Source organism: Nocardia sp. NPDC051750, assembly GCF_044453135.1.
Classification (GTDB): domain Bacteria; phylum Actinomycetota; class Actinomycetes; order Mycobacteriales; family Mycobacteriaceae; genus Nocardia.
In genome coordinates this window covers 300,472-314,837 of sequence record NZ_JBITCK010000005.1, presented here as the reverse complement: position 1 = coordinate 314,837, position 14,366 = coordinate 300,472, and the positions used below count along the sequence as shown (strand labels likewise).

Sequence of the window (14,366 nt, the reverse complement as noted above, 5' to 3'; positions counted from 1 at the left end):
TAGGTGGCCGTGGTCGACCGGAGCGTGCCGGGCCGCGCATTATCCGGGCGACCTGGCCGCTTGTCATGCGACGCGCCACTGGTATGGTCGGTTTTGTTCTGACACGGGGTGCTCCGCGACTGCGGGGCTGAGATCACACCCGAGAACCTGTCCAGGTAATGCTGACGAAGGGATGTCTGGTTTTGCTCGCGCACACCGCCGAATCCGGCAGATTCACCGATCACCTCTGGGACCGGACGAAGGGCCTGCGCGGCGCCATCGACGACCTCGAGTTCCTCCGGCTGCTGGGTGACGGCACCCTGCCGCCCGAGGTGTTCCGCACCTATATCGAGCAGGATTCGCTGTATCTCGCCGGGTACTCCAAGGTGCTGGCCATCCTGTCGTCCAAATCGCCCGACGCGGCCGCCGCGCAGTTCTGGGCGAGTTCCGCCGCCACGGCGGTGTCCGTCGAATCGGCGCTGCACGACGACATGCTCAGCGGGGGCCGGTTGCCCGCGCGGGACGGCGAGCCGGAACATTCGGCCGCCTGCCTCGGCTATGTGTCCTATCTGATCGCGACAGCGGCCACCGAGTCGTACGCCGTCGGCGCCGCCGCGGCCCTGCCGTGCTTCTGGATCTATGCCGAAGTGGGGCGTGACCTGGCCGCCCGTGCGTCCGCGGTGCTCGCCGCCGATCCCGATCACCCGTATGCGCAGTGGGTGTCCACCTACGGTGCCGCGGAATTTCAGGAGTCGGCGGCCGCGGCCCGGACCTGGGTCGACGCCGCGGCCGAGGCCGCGAGCGCGCGGGAACGCGAGGCGATGGCGACGGCGTTCACCATTGCCACCCGCTACGAGCTGATGTTCTGGGATACCGCCCTGAACCCGCAGCCCTGGCCGGCTGCGTGAGCGGCCGCCTGCGCCGGGCACTGGCGGTGGCCGTCGCCGCGGTGGCGACACTGTCCGCGGTCACGGCGTGCACCGGGGGAACCGGCGACGATCAGACGATCCGGTTCGCGCTGGACTGGACACCGAATACCAACCACACCGGGCTGTTCGTGGCGCAGCAGCGGGGCTACCTCGCCGACGCCGGGCTGGACGTGGAGGTTCTTCCGTACAACAACACCGCGGTCGATACGGTCATCGACGCCGGTAACGCCGAATTCGGTGTCAGCACCCATAATTCGTCGACCTTCTCGCGCGCCTCCGGCGGGCACACACTGTCCGTGCTGGCCCCCCTGCAACGCTGGGCGACCGGTATCGGGGTGAAAGCCGACCGAGCCGATATCACGCGACCGAAGGATCTGGACGGGAAAACCTACGCCGGTTTCGGCGATCCCGGCGAGGTGGAGGCACTGCAGCAGGTGATCCGCAACGACGGCGGTACCGGTGATTTCGAATCGGTCACCCTGGGCACGTCGGCGTACGAGGCGGTCTACTCCGGCCAGGCGGATTTCACCGTCTCCTACCTGGCCTGGGAAGGTATCGAGGCCGAGCACCACGGAACTCCGATGAAGTACTTCCGGTACAGCGATTTCGGCTTTCCCGAGAGCTACGCCATCGTGATCGACGCCAACGAGGACTGGCTGGCCGCGAACCCCGACCGCGCGGCGAAATTCGTCCAGGCGCTGCAGCGCGGATACCAGTTCGCCGCGGACAACCCGGACGCGGCCGCACAGGACCTCATCGACGCCGACCCCGGGGCATTCAACGACCCGGAGCTGGTGTTCGAGAGCCAGCGCATGCTGGCCGAACAGTTCATGAAAACTCCCGACGGCCGGGTGGGTACCCAGACCCGGGAGCAGTGGGCGGCGAATTCCGGTTTCCTGTACGACAAAGGTCTGCTCACCGGCCCCGACGGCGCACCGCTGACCGAGGAACCCGACTGGTCGACGTATTTCACCGATGACTACCTCACCACCCCGTAGCGACGGCGCCACCCCGTCACCTAGCGGGAAGATTCCCCCGGCCGGTACCGCGTCCGGGCGAACCGTGGGAATCGGCTGGGTGGTGCCGTCCGTCGTGACGGTGGCGGTTCTCGTCGCGATCTGGCAGCTCTATGTCGGGTTCAGCGGTATCCGGCCGCAACTGCTTCCGTCACCGCTGCGGGTGGTGGAACAGGGGTGGGCGCATCGCGACGAGATCGGCACCCACGCCGCCGCCACCCTGCAGGTGACACTGATCGGTTTCGCCGTATCGCTCAGCCTGGCCTGGCTGCTGGCTGTGGTGGTCGACTTCTCGCCGTGGCTGCGGCGCGCGTTCGTCCCGCTGTTCGTGGCCTCCCAGACCTTGCCGATCATCGCGATCGCACCGCTGATGGTCATCTGGTTCGGCTTCGGCATCCTGCCGAAAGTCCTCGTCGTCGCGCTGGTCACCTTCTTTCCCATGGCGATCGGCCTGATCGAGGGTTTCGCCGCGGCCGACCGGGATGCCGGTGCGCTGCTGCGGAGTATGGGCGCCTCACGGGGTCAGGTGTTCCGGTATGTGCGCTTACCGTCCGCGATACCCCGGTTCTTCACGGCGCTGCGGATCGGGATCACCTACGCCGTCGTCGGCGCGGTGTTCGCGGAGTACGTAGGTGCTCGCCAGGGTCTCGGCATCTATATGAATCTGCAGAAGAATTCGTTCCGCACCGACCTCGTACTGGCGGCGGTTCTGGTGACCGCGTGCCTCAGTATCGCGCTGTACCTGCTGACTTTCGCGATCGAACGGGTCGTCGCGCCCTGGTCGCGCGCGGAGAACAGAGGCCCTCGTGACTGATGCGCGCGGTCACCGGATCGTCGTCGACGCTCTCAGCAAATCCTTTCCGCAGCCCGGCCGGCGGCGCGCGAACCGGCTGGTCCTGGACGGCGTATCGTTCACGGCTCAACCGGGTGAGTTCGTCTCCGTGATCGGCCCGAGCGGATGTGGCAAGAGCACCTTGTTCAATATGCTGGCCGGCCTGGAAAATCCTGATTCCGGCAGTATCCACTTCGGCACGAGCGATGGCGAACCGGCCTCCGCCCACTGCGCCTATATGCCGCAGAAGGATCTCTTGTTCCCGTGGCGCACGGTCCTCGACAACACGATCCTGGGCTTGCAGGTGCACGGTGTCCCGAAATCCGAGGCCCGCCGACGGGCCCGGGAACTGTTCGATGTCTTCGGGCTGTCCGGGTTCGAGCAGGCCCGTCCGGCTCATTTGTCCGGTGGTATGCGGCAGCGCGCGGCGATGCTGCGGACCGTGGTCCAGGAGCGCGAGCTCCTGCTGCTGGACGAACCTTTCGGCGCGCTCGACTCGCTGACACGCACCGAGATGCAGACATGGCTGCAAGGTGTCTGGCAGCGGTACCGGTGGATGGTGCTGATGATCACCCACGACATCCGCGAGGCAGTGTATTTGTCCGACCGGGTGATCGTGCTGTCCGCCCGCCCTGCCACAGTGCGCCGTGAGGTGCGTGTCGACCTCCCGCGGCCCCGGGAGCTCTCGATGATCACGGCTCCCGAATTCGTCGCGCTGGAACAAGAATTGCTCGACGTACTGAACTAGAGGCACCCGACCGGCGGTTGCGGGGCCGGTGTGCGGTTCCCGGGTCTCCGATTGGTTCCGACGGGCGGAACTCACCGTGCCGGGCATTTTCCGGATGCCGCCGGTTACCGGGACAGGCCGGCTTCGCGTGCGCCCGCTTCGAGTGCGTCGAGGCCGAAGGCGTCGACCGGGCCGAGCGCACCGGTCCCGAGCAGACCACCGTTCAGCGCGGACTGCGCACCCCAGGCCAGAATCGCGGCGGTGAAGGTGTACGGGTCGACCCCGGCGAGGGTTACCGACGCCGCGGTGCGGCCGGTGTCGTCGGATACCTCGGCGACCGTCCACGTGCGGGTCCGGGCGCGGGAAGCGGGCGTCGGGCCCCCGGTCGATCCTTTGACGATCCCCGTCAGCGCGCCCTCGGCCAGTCGCCGCAGCGGCTCCACCCGGGCGACCGCACCGGTGAGCAGCGAGGTGAGCTGCAGGCCGTGCGCCGCGGGCCCGGGCAGACCGAGGTAGACGTCGGCCTCCCGCAGGCGCGGATACGAGCGGGTGAGGGCGAAATGCTCCGATCCCGGAACCGACGCACCCGTCTGCGATCGCCCCGCCACGTCGAAGGTCCGTGTGTGCGCGGCGGTCCGCTCCGGGACGACCCGGCCGCCACGGAGGGCGAACCCGCCTTCGAACAGCATGCCCGCCATGGACGCGCGGGTGCCGCCGCTGGTGCCGGGGTCGGCGATGAAGTAGCCGATATCCGCGCGGACGGCGTCCGGCGCTTCCCGCAGGGCGAGGGCCGCGGCCAGGTTTCCCGGGACGTAATCGAACCCGAACGCGGTCAGCAACCCCACGCCTGCCTTACGCGCCTGCTCGTCGTGGTCGAACACGGTGCGGATGAACGGACCCTCCCCGGTGGAGTCGAAGTAGTGTGCTCCGGACGCGATCGCGGCGTTCAGTGCGGGTTGGCCGTAGCGCAGGAACGGCCCCACGGTGGTCACCAGTACATCGCCCCGTCCGAGCAGTGCCCGGATCGAGCCGGGATCGGTCACATCGGCCACCGCCGTCTCCGCGCCACCGATCTCCGTGGCGAATTTCTCGACCGATGCGGCATTGCGGGCGGCCAGTACGGGTGCGGCGCCCCGGGCGACCAGGGACTCGGCGATCAAGCGGCCGGTATATCCGGTGGCTCCGAACAACACGATCTTCGGCATGGCTGGTGTCCCCGTTCTGCTCGGCGGTCAGGGCGGTCGTAGCCGACAATACGGCCGTCCGCGGGTGGGGTCTCGGGCGTCCCTCATATACGCCCGAGACCCCACCCGGCCTGATCGTCGTGCCGCGAATGGTCGTCTCGCGGGCGACCGTTCGAGCGAAACCGCGATACGGGGTGAACAGCCGGAGGTATTCCTCCACCGCGGCGGGGCGGCTGTGTGCGCAGCGCCGGAGCTGATCCTGGAGGTCCGGATGGGTCGCGAGATGCTCGGCGATCGCACCGATGAGCAGCGGGGGGTGCCACCATTCCGACCACCAGCGATTGGCGCAGTGCGCCGACCACGAGTTCGGTGTCCAGGGGCCGGCGGTCCACCCGTTCGCTCAGCAGCGAACTCGCCGGATCCAGGGTGATCTCGCGCGGGCTGCCGCTCCGGTCGGCGACGAGCCGGCGCGCGACCGCGTACATTTCCTCGCTGAACCGGGCGACCCGCTGGGCGTCCTGGGCGCGCCAGGCATCGACCCAGTTCGTTGCCGTCGTGGCCCTGGCTCGGGTTCGCGCCACTGTACGACGGCCTGTGGATCACCCCGCGGCCGGTGGCCGACGACGCCCAGGCCCTCATCGTGAAATTGGGTATCGTCCAGGCCTCCATCGTCGAAGGCGACATCGAGGGAATCGGGGTGTCACACGGAAAGCCCACCGATGCCTGGGATATCGCGGCCATAGCGGGCCTGTACCGGGAGTTCCTCGACGGTGTCGACGGCCTCGGTGAGGTGAGCACCGACCCGGTCGCGGCCCTCGTCCTCCGCACCGAGCTGGTCAACGTCTGGCGGTCGTTCCCGCGGCTCGATCCCGATCTTCCGCTCGCCCTGCTCCCCGGGAACTGGCCCCGGGCGGACGCGCAGGCGGCATTCGTCCGTCTCTACAACGCTCTGGCCCCGGCCGCCATGCGGCGGGTACGGAGTGCGCTGGACCGAGTCGAACCCGAGTACGGGCAACACGTGGCCGCCCACCTGCTCGGAACCCGGACCGGCGCCCTGCTCGGATGACCTGCGGTGCCGATATTGCGCACCAGGGTTCATCTCATTTTCCGATTCCGCGAATCGCTGATCCATGCTGTACAGATCGACTCGGGCAGCGCCATTGTTGAGAGGTGAGTCAGCGCGTCCGAAAGGAGTCCCGTGACCGAGTATCCGTCCGCGGACCGAGACGATGGTGAATTCCGGCATGCGTCCGGCCTGCTCGCGACCGGGGTGTCCGTGGTCAGTACCGCCGGCCCGGCCGGCAGCGGCGGACAGACGGTGAGTGCCATGTCCGTCGCCTCCTACGATCCGGCGATGCTGCTGGTATGCGTCAATCGGCGTAGCCCGATCAACGACCTGGTCCGCGCCAACGGCACGTTCTGCGTGAACGCGCTCGCCGCCCACCACAGCCCGGTCGCCGATTCCTTCGCGGGCCGTCCGAGGCCGGGGTACGCGGCGTGGGATTTCACCTGCGGTGACTGGGATACCGGCGGGGCCCGGCCACCTCGGCTGCTCGACGCCGTCGCCGTTTTCGACTGTGTGGTGGCGCAGATCGTGCCCGCCGGCTCGCATTTCGTCTATCTGGGTGCTGTCTCCTCAACCCGGCATCGGACGAATCCGCCGCTCGCCTACACCGGCCACCGCTACCACCGGCTCGCGGTGCTCACCGAACGCGCCTCCGCCTGACCTGCCCGGCGATACCGCCGTTGTGGTGCGGGCCAGGTGCACGGATTCGCTTTCGGTGCATCACACCGTGGGCTCCGCCGCACTGTCCGTTCCGGTGGCGTGCCGCCGGATCCCGATCGACCGAGATTCTCCCCCGAGGACATTGTATGAAGCACAGCCGAATTCGTCCCTTCAACACCGCGGACACCTACCCGGAACAGAATCTGGACAACGATCTGTGCCAGGCCGTCGTCGCGGGCGGTGTGGTGTACCTGCGCGGGCAGGTCGGCCAGGATCTCGACACCCGGGAGAGCGTAGGGATCGGTGACCCGGTCGCCCAGACACGGCAGGCGATGGCGAATATCGACATGTTGCTCACCGAGGCAGGCAGTGAACTGGCCGACATTGTGAAAATCGTTGTGTACCTAACCGATACGCGCTATCGGGAACCGGTGTACCGGGAGATGGGCCGCTGGCTGAAAGGCGTTCACCCAGTGTCCACCGGGCTCATCGTCGATGGTCTCGCGCGCCCGGAATGGGTCGTCGAAATAGATGCGACGGCGGTACTCGGTGCGGACGCGGGCGCATGACCTTCTCCCTCACCGCCCGCGATCCGGGCACCGGCGCCCTGGGCATAGTCGTGAGTTCGTCCAGCCCGGCCGTGGCGGCGCGCTGCGCACATATTCGTGCCGGGGTAGGGGCGGTGGCCTCGCAGAATGTCACCAATCCCGCTCTGGGCGAGGTCGGACTGAACGCCCTGTCACGGGGCGCGCATGCGCCCGGCGCCCTCGAAGCGATGGTCGCCGCCGATGGCTTTACGGAGTTCCGGCAGCTCGCCGTGGTCTCGGCCGACGGCACCACGGCCGGACGTTCCGGTGCGCGGACCCTCGGCACGTACGCCGTCGTATCGACCGGTCAGGCGGTCGTGGCGGGTAACCTTCTGCGCGGTGAGCAGGTTGCCACGGCCATGCTCGACGGCTACCACTCGAGCGCCGAGGAGTCGTTCGAGGCGCGATTGCTGGCGGGGTTCACCGCGGCCGTGCGGGCCGGCGGCGAGGAAGGGCCGGTACGGTCAGCCGGGCTCCTCGTCGCCGAGGATGTGCCATGGCCTGTCACCGATCTCCGCGTCGACGATGCCGACGACCCCCTGGGCGAACTGCACCGGCTGTGGCGGCTGTGGCAGCCGCAGAAGACGGACTACCGGATCCGGGCGCTCGACCCCGGGTGCGCCCCCTCGTTCGGCGTGGCAGGCGACCGGTGAACCCCCGCGACGAGATGCTGTGCCGTGCGGTGGCTTCCCGGGCACCGGCGCTCCTCGCACTGTCCCACGATGTCCACGCACACCCGGAGGTCGCCTGGGAAGAGGAGTGGTCCAGCGCCCGGGTGGCCGGCGAACTGTCCGATGCCGGTTTCACGGTGGAAACGCCCTACCTCGGCTTTCCGACGGCGTTCCGGGCCACGATCGGCAGCGGGCCGCTGCATCTGGGCCTGTGTGCCGAATACGACGCGCTGCCCGGCCTGGGGCATGCCTGCGGGCACAACATCATTGCCGCGATCGCCTGTGGAGCGGGAATCGCTCTCGCGCGAATCGCCGACGACCTCGGTCTTACCGTGCGGGTCCTGGGCACCCCGGCAGAAGAGGGCGGCGGTGGCAAGATCGAGTTGCTCGACCGCGGCGCCTTCGCCGATATCCACGCCGCCGCGCTCGTGCACCCGGGGCCGGTCGATGTGGCTCGGGCCGAACCGTTCGCTGTGTCGCATTCCCACATCACCTACCGGGGGACCGCCGCCCACGCGGCGGCCTACCCCGAGCTCGGCGTGAACGCTGCCGACGCGTTCACGGTCGCCCAGGTCGCGATCGGGCTGCTGCGCCAGCACCTGCCACCGACCACACGTGTACACGGGGTGGTCACCGCGGCGGGGACCGCACCGAACGCCATCCCCGGTGATTCGGCCGGGCGCTGGTATGTGCGGGCCGCCGACCTCACCGAACTGTCGGTCATCGAGGAGCGCGTCCTCGACTGTTTTCGGGCCGGCGCGCTCGCCACCGGGTGCGAGCTGGCCATCGAACCGGAAAGCAAGCCCTACGCCGAGTTCCGCAACGACACCGGCTTGACCGATCTCTACGCGGCCGCGGCCGGTGAACTGGGCAGAACCTTCGACCCCGGGCCGGCCGCGCGGATGAACCGTGCCTCCACCGATCTCGGCAATGTCAGCCAGGTGGTGCCCGCTATCCACCCGTATATCGGTATCGATTCGCTCCCTGCGGTCAACCATCAGGCCGAGTTCGCCGCCGCGGCGGTGGGGTCCGCGGCGGATACCGCGGTAGTGCAGGGCGCGCAGGCGCTCGCGCTCACCCTCGCCCGTGCGGCCGCGGACCCGCGCATGCGGGAAGAACTGCTCACCCGTTCGGCGCGCGCAGGGCGCCGACATCGTTGACTACATTGCCGGGCAGGACACCTCGGAGACCCTCGTCGAGTGCCCGCAGTGCGGCGCCCACCATGGCTGCTCTCGCCTCGACGGTCGATCCGGCCAGGTGCGGCGACAGGAACACATTGTCCACCTGGGCCCATCGGTGCGGGCCGGTCAGCGGTTCATGTGCGAACACGTCGAGTGCGGCCGCTCTGATCTCGCGAGTGACCAGCGCCGCGTGCAGTGCGTCCTCGTCGACGACAGCGCCGCGGGCGGTGTTCACCAGGACACCGTCCGGCCCGAGCAGCCGCAGCCGGCGCCGGTCGATCAGGTGCCGGGTGTCCTGGGCGAGGGGAACATGAATCGTCAGCACATCGCTGCGCGCGCACAACTCGTCCACGTCCGGGACGCGTTCGAGCGGTAGGTCCGCGGTGAGCGCGGCGGGCACCGCGGAGCGGTGGTGGTACAGGATGCGCTCGACACCGAACGCGTGTAGCCGCCGGGCGACACCTTGTCCGATGCGCCCCATCCCGAGGATCCCGACGGTCCGGCTGCCGAGGTCGCGCACCCCTTCGTCGGCGGCGGCCAGCATCCACCACTCGCCCCGTACGGTGCGCTCGTGGTTGATCAACGCGTTCTTGACCAGCATCAGCATGGCCATGACCGTCCATTCGGCGACCGCACGGGCGTTGGCGCCGGGTGCATTGACCACGGGTATTCCGAGCTCGCGAGCCGCCTCGACATCGATCGAGTCGTATCCGGCGGTCGGTTGCACGATGAGCCGGCAGCGTCGCGCCGCCTCCAGCGCCCGCCGGTCGAGGCGTATTTCACCCGCCCAGTCGCCGACGAGGAAATCGGCTTCGGAGATACAGGCGAGCAGTTCTTCCGGGGAGCGGGGATCCAGCACCCGAAGTTCGTGGCCGGGCAGACCCGGCGTCTTCCGGTGCACGGGCACAACGATATCGGCGGGGCTGGTGGTCAAGACGACGGGTAAGTGCATGGGACCCCTGTCAGGACCAGAGCTCGGCGGTCAGGCGCCGGCGCAGTGCGTTGAAGTCATCCGAGGTCCGGTCCCGAGGGCGGGGGAGCGGTACATCCACGACAGCCTTGATGCGGCCGGGCGCGGCAGCCATCACCACCACCCGATCGCCCAGCACGATCGCTTCCTCGATGGAGTGGGTGACGAATACGGCGGTCTTGCGCCGCTGTTCCCACATTCGAAGCAGCTCGTCCTGCAACTGCATCCGCCGTTGTTCGTCGAGTGCGCCGAAGGGTTCGTCCATGAGCAGGATCGCCGGGTCGATGGCCAGGACGCGGGCCAGCGCGACGCGCTGTTTCATGCCGCCCGAGAGCTGGTGCGGATAATGGTCGGCCACCTGCCGCAGCCCGACCAGTTCCAGCATCTCGTCCACGATCCGGGCCGTTTCGCGTTTCCCCGTCCGTTTTTCGCGCAGACCGTAGGCGATATTGCGCCGCACGGACAGCCAGGGGAAGAGCGCGAAATCCTGGAACACCACGCCCTTGCCCGGGGAGGGACCGTCGACCGGCGCACCGTCCACCAGCAGCGATCCACCGGTCGGCCGGTCGAAACCGGCGATCATATTGAGCAGGGTCGATTTACCACACCCCGACGGCCCGAGAACGGTCACGAATTCGTCGGCCGCGATATCGAGATCGACGCCGTCGAGCGCAACGAATACCGCGCCGCCCGACGGGAAGGTCTTGGCCAAATCCCGGCAGCTGATCATCGCGCCGCGCTCGGTGCGCTCGGTCGCAGTGTGTTCGGCGTCAACGGACATCGGGCGACCACCTCAGCACCGGCCTCGCGGCGAGCGCGAGGACTTTGTCGGATACGTAGCCCAGCAGCCCTACGGTGAGCATCGCGACCACGATCACGTCCATCCTTCCGAAATAATAGGCATCCCACAGGCTGAAACCGAGACCGGATTTGACTGCCACCATCTCGGACACGATGACCAGGACCCAGGCCAGGGCCAGTCCGACGCGCAGCCCGGTGAGGACGGCGGGCAGCGCCGACGGCAGCCCTACCCGCCACAGTGTCATCCGGGGACTCGTACCCAGCATCCGAGCGGCCGAGACGAGAACCTTCGGGGTGCCGAGCGCTCCGGCCGACGCATTGAGCACGATGGGCGGAAAACACCCCAGGGCGATCAGGAATATCGAGGCGGTCGGCTGGATACCGAAGAACACCACCGCGAAGGGAACCCACGCCGTGGTCGGAATGGGTCGCAGGATATCGATCACCGGCTGCAGCAGCACCCGCGCCCAGTGCGACCATCCGATCAGCAGTCCGATCGCCGTGCCCGCGACGGCGGCGACGAGGAACCCGAGGACCACCCGCTGCGTGCTGGCGAACACCGCTGCGAGCCAGGTGCCGCTGTAGGGATCGGCGGTACCGCCTCCGTTGCCGAACGTCCATGTCCACCAGGTCTGCACCACCGTGTGCGGGGCGGGCACCGATCGCGTATCGACCAGCCCGGTAAGGGTTGCCAGCTCCCACAGCACAATCAGGAGCAGTGGCACGGCCAAGTACTGCGGCCGGAACCGGATTCGAAGCCCACGCACGCCTCGCCGGCTCGCACGGGGAGTGGTCGGAGATACCGGAGCCGGGCTCGGATCGGCCGTGGTGCGCGCACTGTGTCCATTGCGCAGAAGCGAGGGCTCTGCGTGATCACTCGGCGTTACCGCCTCCGGCCCTGACTCGCTCATGCTGTGTTGATTGCGCATGGGCGAGGGGCCTGCGTGGTGACGCTGCGCTGCCGCCTCCGGCCCTGACTCGCTCATGCGGCGCCCAGTTCGGCACGCGGGGAACCGGTGACCCGCTCCAGCGGGCCGTAGTCGAAGAACTCCGCGACGCGGCTGCTGGTGTCGGACAGCAAACCGTTGCCGGCGAATTCGCTGATGATCTTCTCGGCCGAACCCTGCGGCAGGGCAATATCCATCGTGCCGGTGGTCACTGCGGCGCGGGCTACCTGCTCGTCCATTCCGGTCTTCTCGGTCAGCGCGGTGACCCATGCCTCGGCGTCGCCGGTGAGCGCGTCGGTGCGTTCACGGAGGCAACCCACCAGGGCGTCGACGGCTGCGGGATCATCGTGTAATGCCTTCGCGACGTAGAGGAGGCTGGTTGCGTCGCCGAGGGCGCCGTCCTGGATATCGAACGGCGGCGCCTCGCCGAAGCCCTGAACCAGTGCCGTGGCGGCATTCGGTTCCCAGGCCACCATCGCGTCGACCGCGCCGTCGCGCAGGGCGGTCTGTAGCGGAGGCCCGGCTCCCGCAAAGGGCACCAGCTCGACATCGGCGATATCGACCCCGGCTTCCCGCAGCGAGGAGCGCAGCAGCATCTCGACAAAGCTGTTCGGTGGTACGCCGATCTTCTTTCCACGCAGATCGGCCCAGGTTTCGATACCGGAACCCGCTCGCACGGTGATATGTTCGCCGCCCCGGTACACCCCCGCCACCGCGCGGAACTCCTCGAACCCGTTGTCCAGCATCTGGCCCAGGTTCTGGTAACCCATCATCGCGGCGTCGATCTGACCCTGTTCCAGCCCGCGCTGGATTTCGGCGAATTGTTTGAACGCGGTCAACTCGATGGCGACGGCATCGGATTCGCATCGGTCCATGGTCCAGGCGTTCGCGGCGTGGACGTCGTACATGAAGCCGACGGTGATCGTCGTCTTCGAATCGTCGGTCGGCTCGCTGCCCGCGAGCGTGCATGCGGTGAGAGTTGCGGCGAGCATCGTCGCCAGGGTGGCGGTCAGCAGCCTTCGCGGTGTGGATAGTGGGCCCACCGAAACTCCATTCGAAATAGGCAATGGCCGGTAACGAGGAAAGCCGGGAAACGTTCCGGGTGAGGACGGTCGAGGTTTTCGTCGTGTCGCTGCAGCCTCACACGGCGGGGAACCACCGGTCAAACAAAGAAAGCCGAGCCGTTGTATCTGCGGAACAGATGGTTCCACCCCGGCCCGGGCGAATTTTCCGGAGCGTAACAAATGTGTCATGGCTGGATAATCGGAATGCTGATCGCGGTTGTCATGCCCTTTTCGTCGGGTACCGGACGACTCCTGTAGAAATCTCGCCATACGCTTCCGAACGGCCCGGATTCGTGAATCCGCGAGCCGGCGGCGCGAGTCGGCGTGCCGTGCAGCCGACTCGGGGCGGTCCATCTACCTGCGGTGCTGTAACAGGATCTGGTGATGATTATCACCCGCATGCCGCCCGACCGGGATCGGGTGTGCCGGACAAGCAGGCCGGCCGAGACAAAACAAGAAATCGCCTGTATGGCGCTTCTCGATTCTGTTGCGAACTCTTCAGTTCAGTCGAAACAGGTTGCCTATCCGTCACCGCAAGGTTTCCGTCGCGACAATTGCCAACCCGGTAAACGGTATCTCCCCGGCAGATGCAAAGTGCCGCTTTTGATTGTTTGACGGACTCCGGGCGCTGCCGGAATCTGAATTGGCCCACCGCGTCGGCGCGGTACGCCCGGAACGGAAGCTTCCGGCCGTCAGAGCCCGTCGCGAATCTACGGGCGCAGGAGAGGAAACGCAGTTGAGGTCACTCCACAAAGCAGCCGCGGTCTGCGGCCTTGTCGCCGCACTTCTGGTCACCGGGTGCTCGGCCGCGGGCGGTAGCGGGTCGGGAACACCGGAATTGGTGCTCGCCGTCGAAACGAGCGAGGGTGATCCGCTGGCCGATATGTTGCTCGCATTCGCCGACGAAGTGGAAACAGAATTGGGCGATGCCGTCACCCTGAAGGTGCAGACCGGAGGCGCGATCGGCGATGAGGAAGCGGTGTTGCAGGCCCTGCGGGGCGGTGCCGTCGATATCGCCGCTGTCAGCGGCTCGGTCGCCAATCTGGATCCGATGTTCAACATCATGGAGATGCCGTTCCTGTTCACCGACCGCGATACGGTCTCCGGATTCCTGGACGGCGATTTCGGTACCGAGCTCAGCGATTCACTCGTCGAATCGATCGGTGCGCGGGTGCTCGCGTTCGGTGAGAACGGGTTCCGGCACGTGACCAACAATGAGCGGCCCATCACCACCTCGGCCGACCTCGCGGGCCTGCGTATCCGCGTCCCCGGTAGCCCCGCGCGGGTCTCATTGTTCGAAGCCCTCGGTGCCGCACCGACGCAGGTCGATCTCGGCGAGGCCTACCTCGCGCTGGACCAGGGTGTGCTCGACGGTCAGGAGAACCCGCTCAAGGTCGTCGACGCGTTCTCCTTCTACGAGAAACAGCGCTACCTCTCGCTGACCTCGCATATCTACAGCCCGGTGTATCTGACGGTCAACGAGCGCAGCTGGCAGCGCCTCTCCCCGGAGATCCGGCAGGGCCTGGAGCGAGCAGCCACCGCGGCGTCGGCGACCAGCAGGCAGCTCGGCGCCGATGCCGATACGAAGCTGATCGCCGAATTCGGGGCGGCCGGTATGGAGGTCAACGAAGCCGATGTCGACCAGTTGCGCCGGGTGGTCGCCGGGGTACGGGACGAGATCGCCGGCGATATCCCCGGCGATTTCGCCGCACGCGTCCTGGCCGAGTACGGCCGGTGACCGGAGGAGACGGA

At 67.6% G+C, this 14,366-nt stretch carries 15 protein-coding genes and 1 riboswitch; of the genes, 10 read left to right on the top strand and 5 right to left on the bottom strand.

From position 1 onward, the window contains the following. Nucleotides 1-94: 94 nt before the first annotated feature. Nucleotides 95-190, top strand: a riboswitch (TPP riboswitch). The 4 genes from ACIA75_RS23265 to ACIA75_RS23250 all read left to right on the top strand — a co-directional run bounded on the left by ACIA75_RS23265 (nt 159) and on the right by ACIA75_RS23250 (nt 3,504). Then, nucleotides 159-887, top strand: coding sequence for a TenA family protein (locus ACIA75_RS23265; RefSeq protein WP_397107318.1), 729 nt, complete (start codon nt 159-161; stop codon nt 885-887). Its footprint overlaps the riboswitch before it by 32 nt. After that, nucleotides 884-1,906: an ABC transporter substrate-binding protein gene (locus ACIA75_RS23260; RefSeq protein ID WP_397107316.1), complete on the top strand. Its 1,023-nt coding sequence runs from the start codon at nt 884-886 to the stop codon at nt 1,904-1,906. The genes ACIA75_RS23265 and ACIA75_RS23260 overlap by 4 nt, the downstream gene beginning before the upstream one ends. After that, nucleotides 1,884-2,738 carry an ABC transporter permease gene (locus tag ACIA75_RS23255; RefSeq protein ID WP_397107314.1) on the top strand — a complete coding sequence of 285 codons (855 nt, stop codon included), beginning with the start codon at nt 1,884-1,886 and terminating at the stop codon, nt 2,736-2,738. The genes ACIA75_RS23260 and ACIA75_RS23255 overlap by 23 nt, the downstream gene beginning before the upstream one ends. Continuing rightward, nucleotides 2,731-3,504, top strand: a complete 774-nt coding sequence (locus tag ACIA75_RS23250; RefSeq protein ID WP_397107312.1) for an ABC transporter ATP-binding protein — start codon at nt 2,731-2,733, stop codon at nt 3,502-3,504. Before ACIA75_RS23255 ends, ACIA75_RS23250 begins: the two co-directional genes overlap by 8 nt. 104 nt (nt 3,505-3,608) lie before the next feature. On the opposite strand, the gene ACIA75_RS23245 is transcribed toward ACIA75_RS23250, so the two are convergent. Next, the gene (locus ACIA75_RS23245) at nt 3,609-4,688 is read right to left on the bottom strand and encodes a saccharopine dehydrogenase family protein (protein ID WP_397107310.1); all 1,080 of its coding nucleotides are present in this window, start codon (nt 4,686-4,688) and stop codon (nt 3,609-3,611) included. Nucleotides 4,689-5,214: 526 nt separating this feature from the next. Here ACIA75_RS23245 and ACIA75_RS23240 point away from each other — a divergent pair. From ACIA75_RS23240 to ACIA75_RS23220, 5 genes are all read left to right on the top strand, one after another. Beyond that, complete coding sequence (locus tag ACIA75_RS23240) at nt 5,215-5,733, top strand: PaaX family transcriptional regulator C-terminal domain-containing protein (protein ID WP_397107308.1); 519 nt, start codon at nt 5,215-5,217, stop codon at nt 5,731-5,733. A 132-nt stretch (nt 5,734-5,865) separates the two neighbouring features. After that, nucleotides 5,866-6,393, top strand: coding sequence for a flavin reductase family protein (locus tag ACIA75_RS23235; protein WP_397107306.1), 528 nt, complete (start codon nt 5,866-5,868; stop codon nt 6,391-6,393). Nucleotides 6,394-6,539: 146 nt separating this feature from the next. Further along, nucleotides 6,540-6,962, top strand: a complete 423-nt coding sequence (locus tag ACIA75_RS23230) for a RidA family protein (RefSeq protein WP_397107304.1) — start codon at nt 6,540-6,542, stop codon at nt 6,960-6,962. Then, nucleotides 6,959-7,633, top strand: coding sequence for a DUF1028 domain-containing protein (locus tag ACIA75_RS23225; protein WP_397107302.1), 675 nt, complete (start codon nt 6,959-6,961; stop codon nt 7,631-7,633). Before ACIA75_RS23230 ends, ACIA75_RS23225 begins: the two co-directional genes overlap by 4 nt. A gap of 14 nt (nt 7,634-7,647) precedes the next feature. Further along, on the top strand, nt 7,648-8,811 hold the full coding sequence (locus ACIA75_RS23220; protein WP_397108002.1) for an amidohydrolase: 1,164 nt from the start codon (nt 7,648-7,650) through the stop codon (nt 8,809-8,811). Here the strand turns inward: ACIA75_RS23220 and ACIA75_RS23215 are convergent. From ACIA75_RS23215 to ACIA75_RS23200, 4 genes are all read right to left on the bottom strand, one after another. Further along, nucleotides 8,774-9,784, bottom strand: coding sequence for a 2-hydroxyacid dehydrogenase (locus tag ACIA75_RS23215; protein ID WP_397107300.1), 1,011 nt, complete (start codon nt 9,782-9,784; stop codon nt 8,774-8,776). The two genes, ACIA75_RS23220 and ACIA75_RS23215, sit on opposite strands and share 38 nt — an antisense overlap. Before the next feature lie 10 nt (nt 9,785-9,794). After that, the gene (locus ACIA75_RS23210) at nt 9,795-10,583 is read right to left on the bottom strand and encodes an ABC transporter ATP-binding protein (RefSeq protein ID WP_397107298.1); all 789 of its coding nucleotides are present in this window, start codon (nt 10,581-10,583) and stop codon (nt 9,795-9,797) included. Then, complete coding sequence (locus ACIA75_RS23205; RefSeq protein WP_397107296.1) at nt 10,573-11,328, bottom strand: ABC transporter permease; 756 nt, start codon at nt 11,326-11,328, stop codon at nt 10,573-10,575. Before ACIA75_RS23205 ends, ACIA75_RS23210 begins: the two co-directional genes overlap by 11 nt. A gap of 257 nt (nt 11,329-11,585) precedes the next feature. After that, nucleotides 11,586-12,593, bottom strand: a complete 1,008-nt coding sequence (locus ACIA75_RS23200; RefSeq protein ID WP_397107295.1) for an ABC transporter substrate-binding protein — start codon at nt 12,591-12,593, stop codon at nt 11,586-11,588. Between the two features lie 757 nt (nt 12,594-13,350). Between ACIA75_RS23200 and ACIA75_RS23195 the strand changes: the two genes are divergently transcribed. Then, the gene (locus ACIA75_RS23195; protein WP_397107293.1) at nt 13,351-14,352 is read left to right on the top strand and encodes a TRAP transporter substrate-binding protein; all 1,002 of its coding nucleotides are present in this window, start codon (nt 13,351-13,353) and stop codon (nt 14,350-14,352) included. The last annotated feature ends 14 nt before the right edge of the window (nt 14,353-14,366 follow it).

Excerpts from the sequence above, each read along its gene's own strand:
- ACIA75_RS23265 (WP_397107318.1), top strand. The coding sequence starts at position 159 with ATGCTGACGAAGGGATGTCTGGTTTTGCTCGCGCACACCGCCGAATCC.
- ACIA75_RS23255 (WP_397107314.1), top strand. The coding sequence starts at position 1,884 with ATGACTACCTCACCACCCCGTAGCGACGGCGCCACCCCGTCACCTAGC.
- ACIA75_RS23245 (WP_397107310.1), bottom strand. The coding sequence starts at position 4,688 with ATGCCGAAGATCGTGTTGTTCGGAGCCACCGGATATACCGGCCGCTTG.
- ACIA75_RS23230 (WP_397107304.1), top strand. The coding sequence starts at position 6,540 with ATGAAGCACAGCCGAATTCGTCCCTTCAACACCGCGGACACCTACCCG.
- ACIA75_RS23225 (WP_397107302.1), top strand. The coding sequence starts at position 6,959 with ATGACCTTCTCCCTCACCGCCCGCGATCCGGGCACCGGCGCCCTGGGC.
- ACIA75_RS23220 (WP_397108002.1), top strand. The coding sequence starts at position 7,648 with ATGCTGTGCCGTGCGGTGGCTTCCCGGGCACCGGCGCTCCTCGCACTG.
- ACIA75_RS23215 (WP_397107300.1), bottom strand. The coding sequence starts at position 9,784 with ATGCACTTACCCGTCGTCTTGACCACCAGCCCCGCCGATATCGTTGTG.
- ACIA75_RS23210 (WP_397107298.1), bottom strand. The coding sequence starts at position 10,583 with ATGTCCGTTGACGCCGAACACACTGCGACCGAGCGCACCGAGCGCGGC.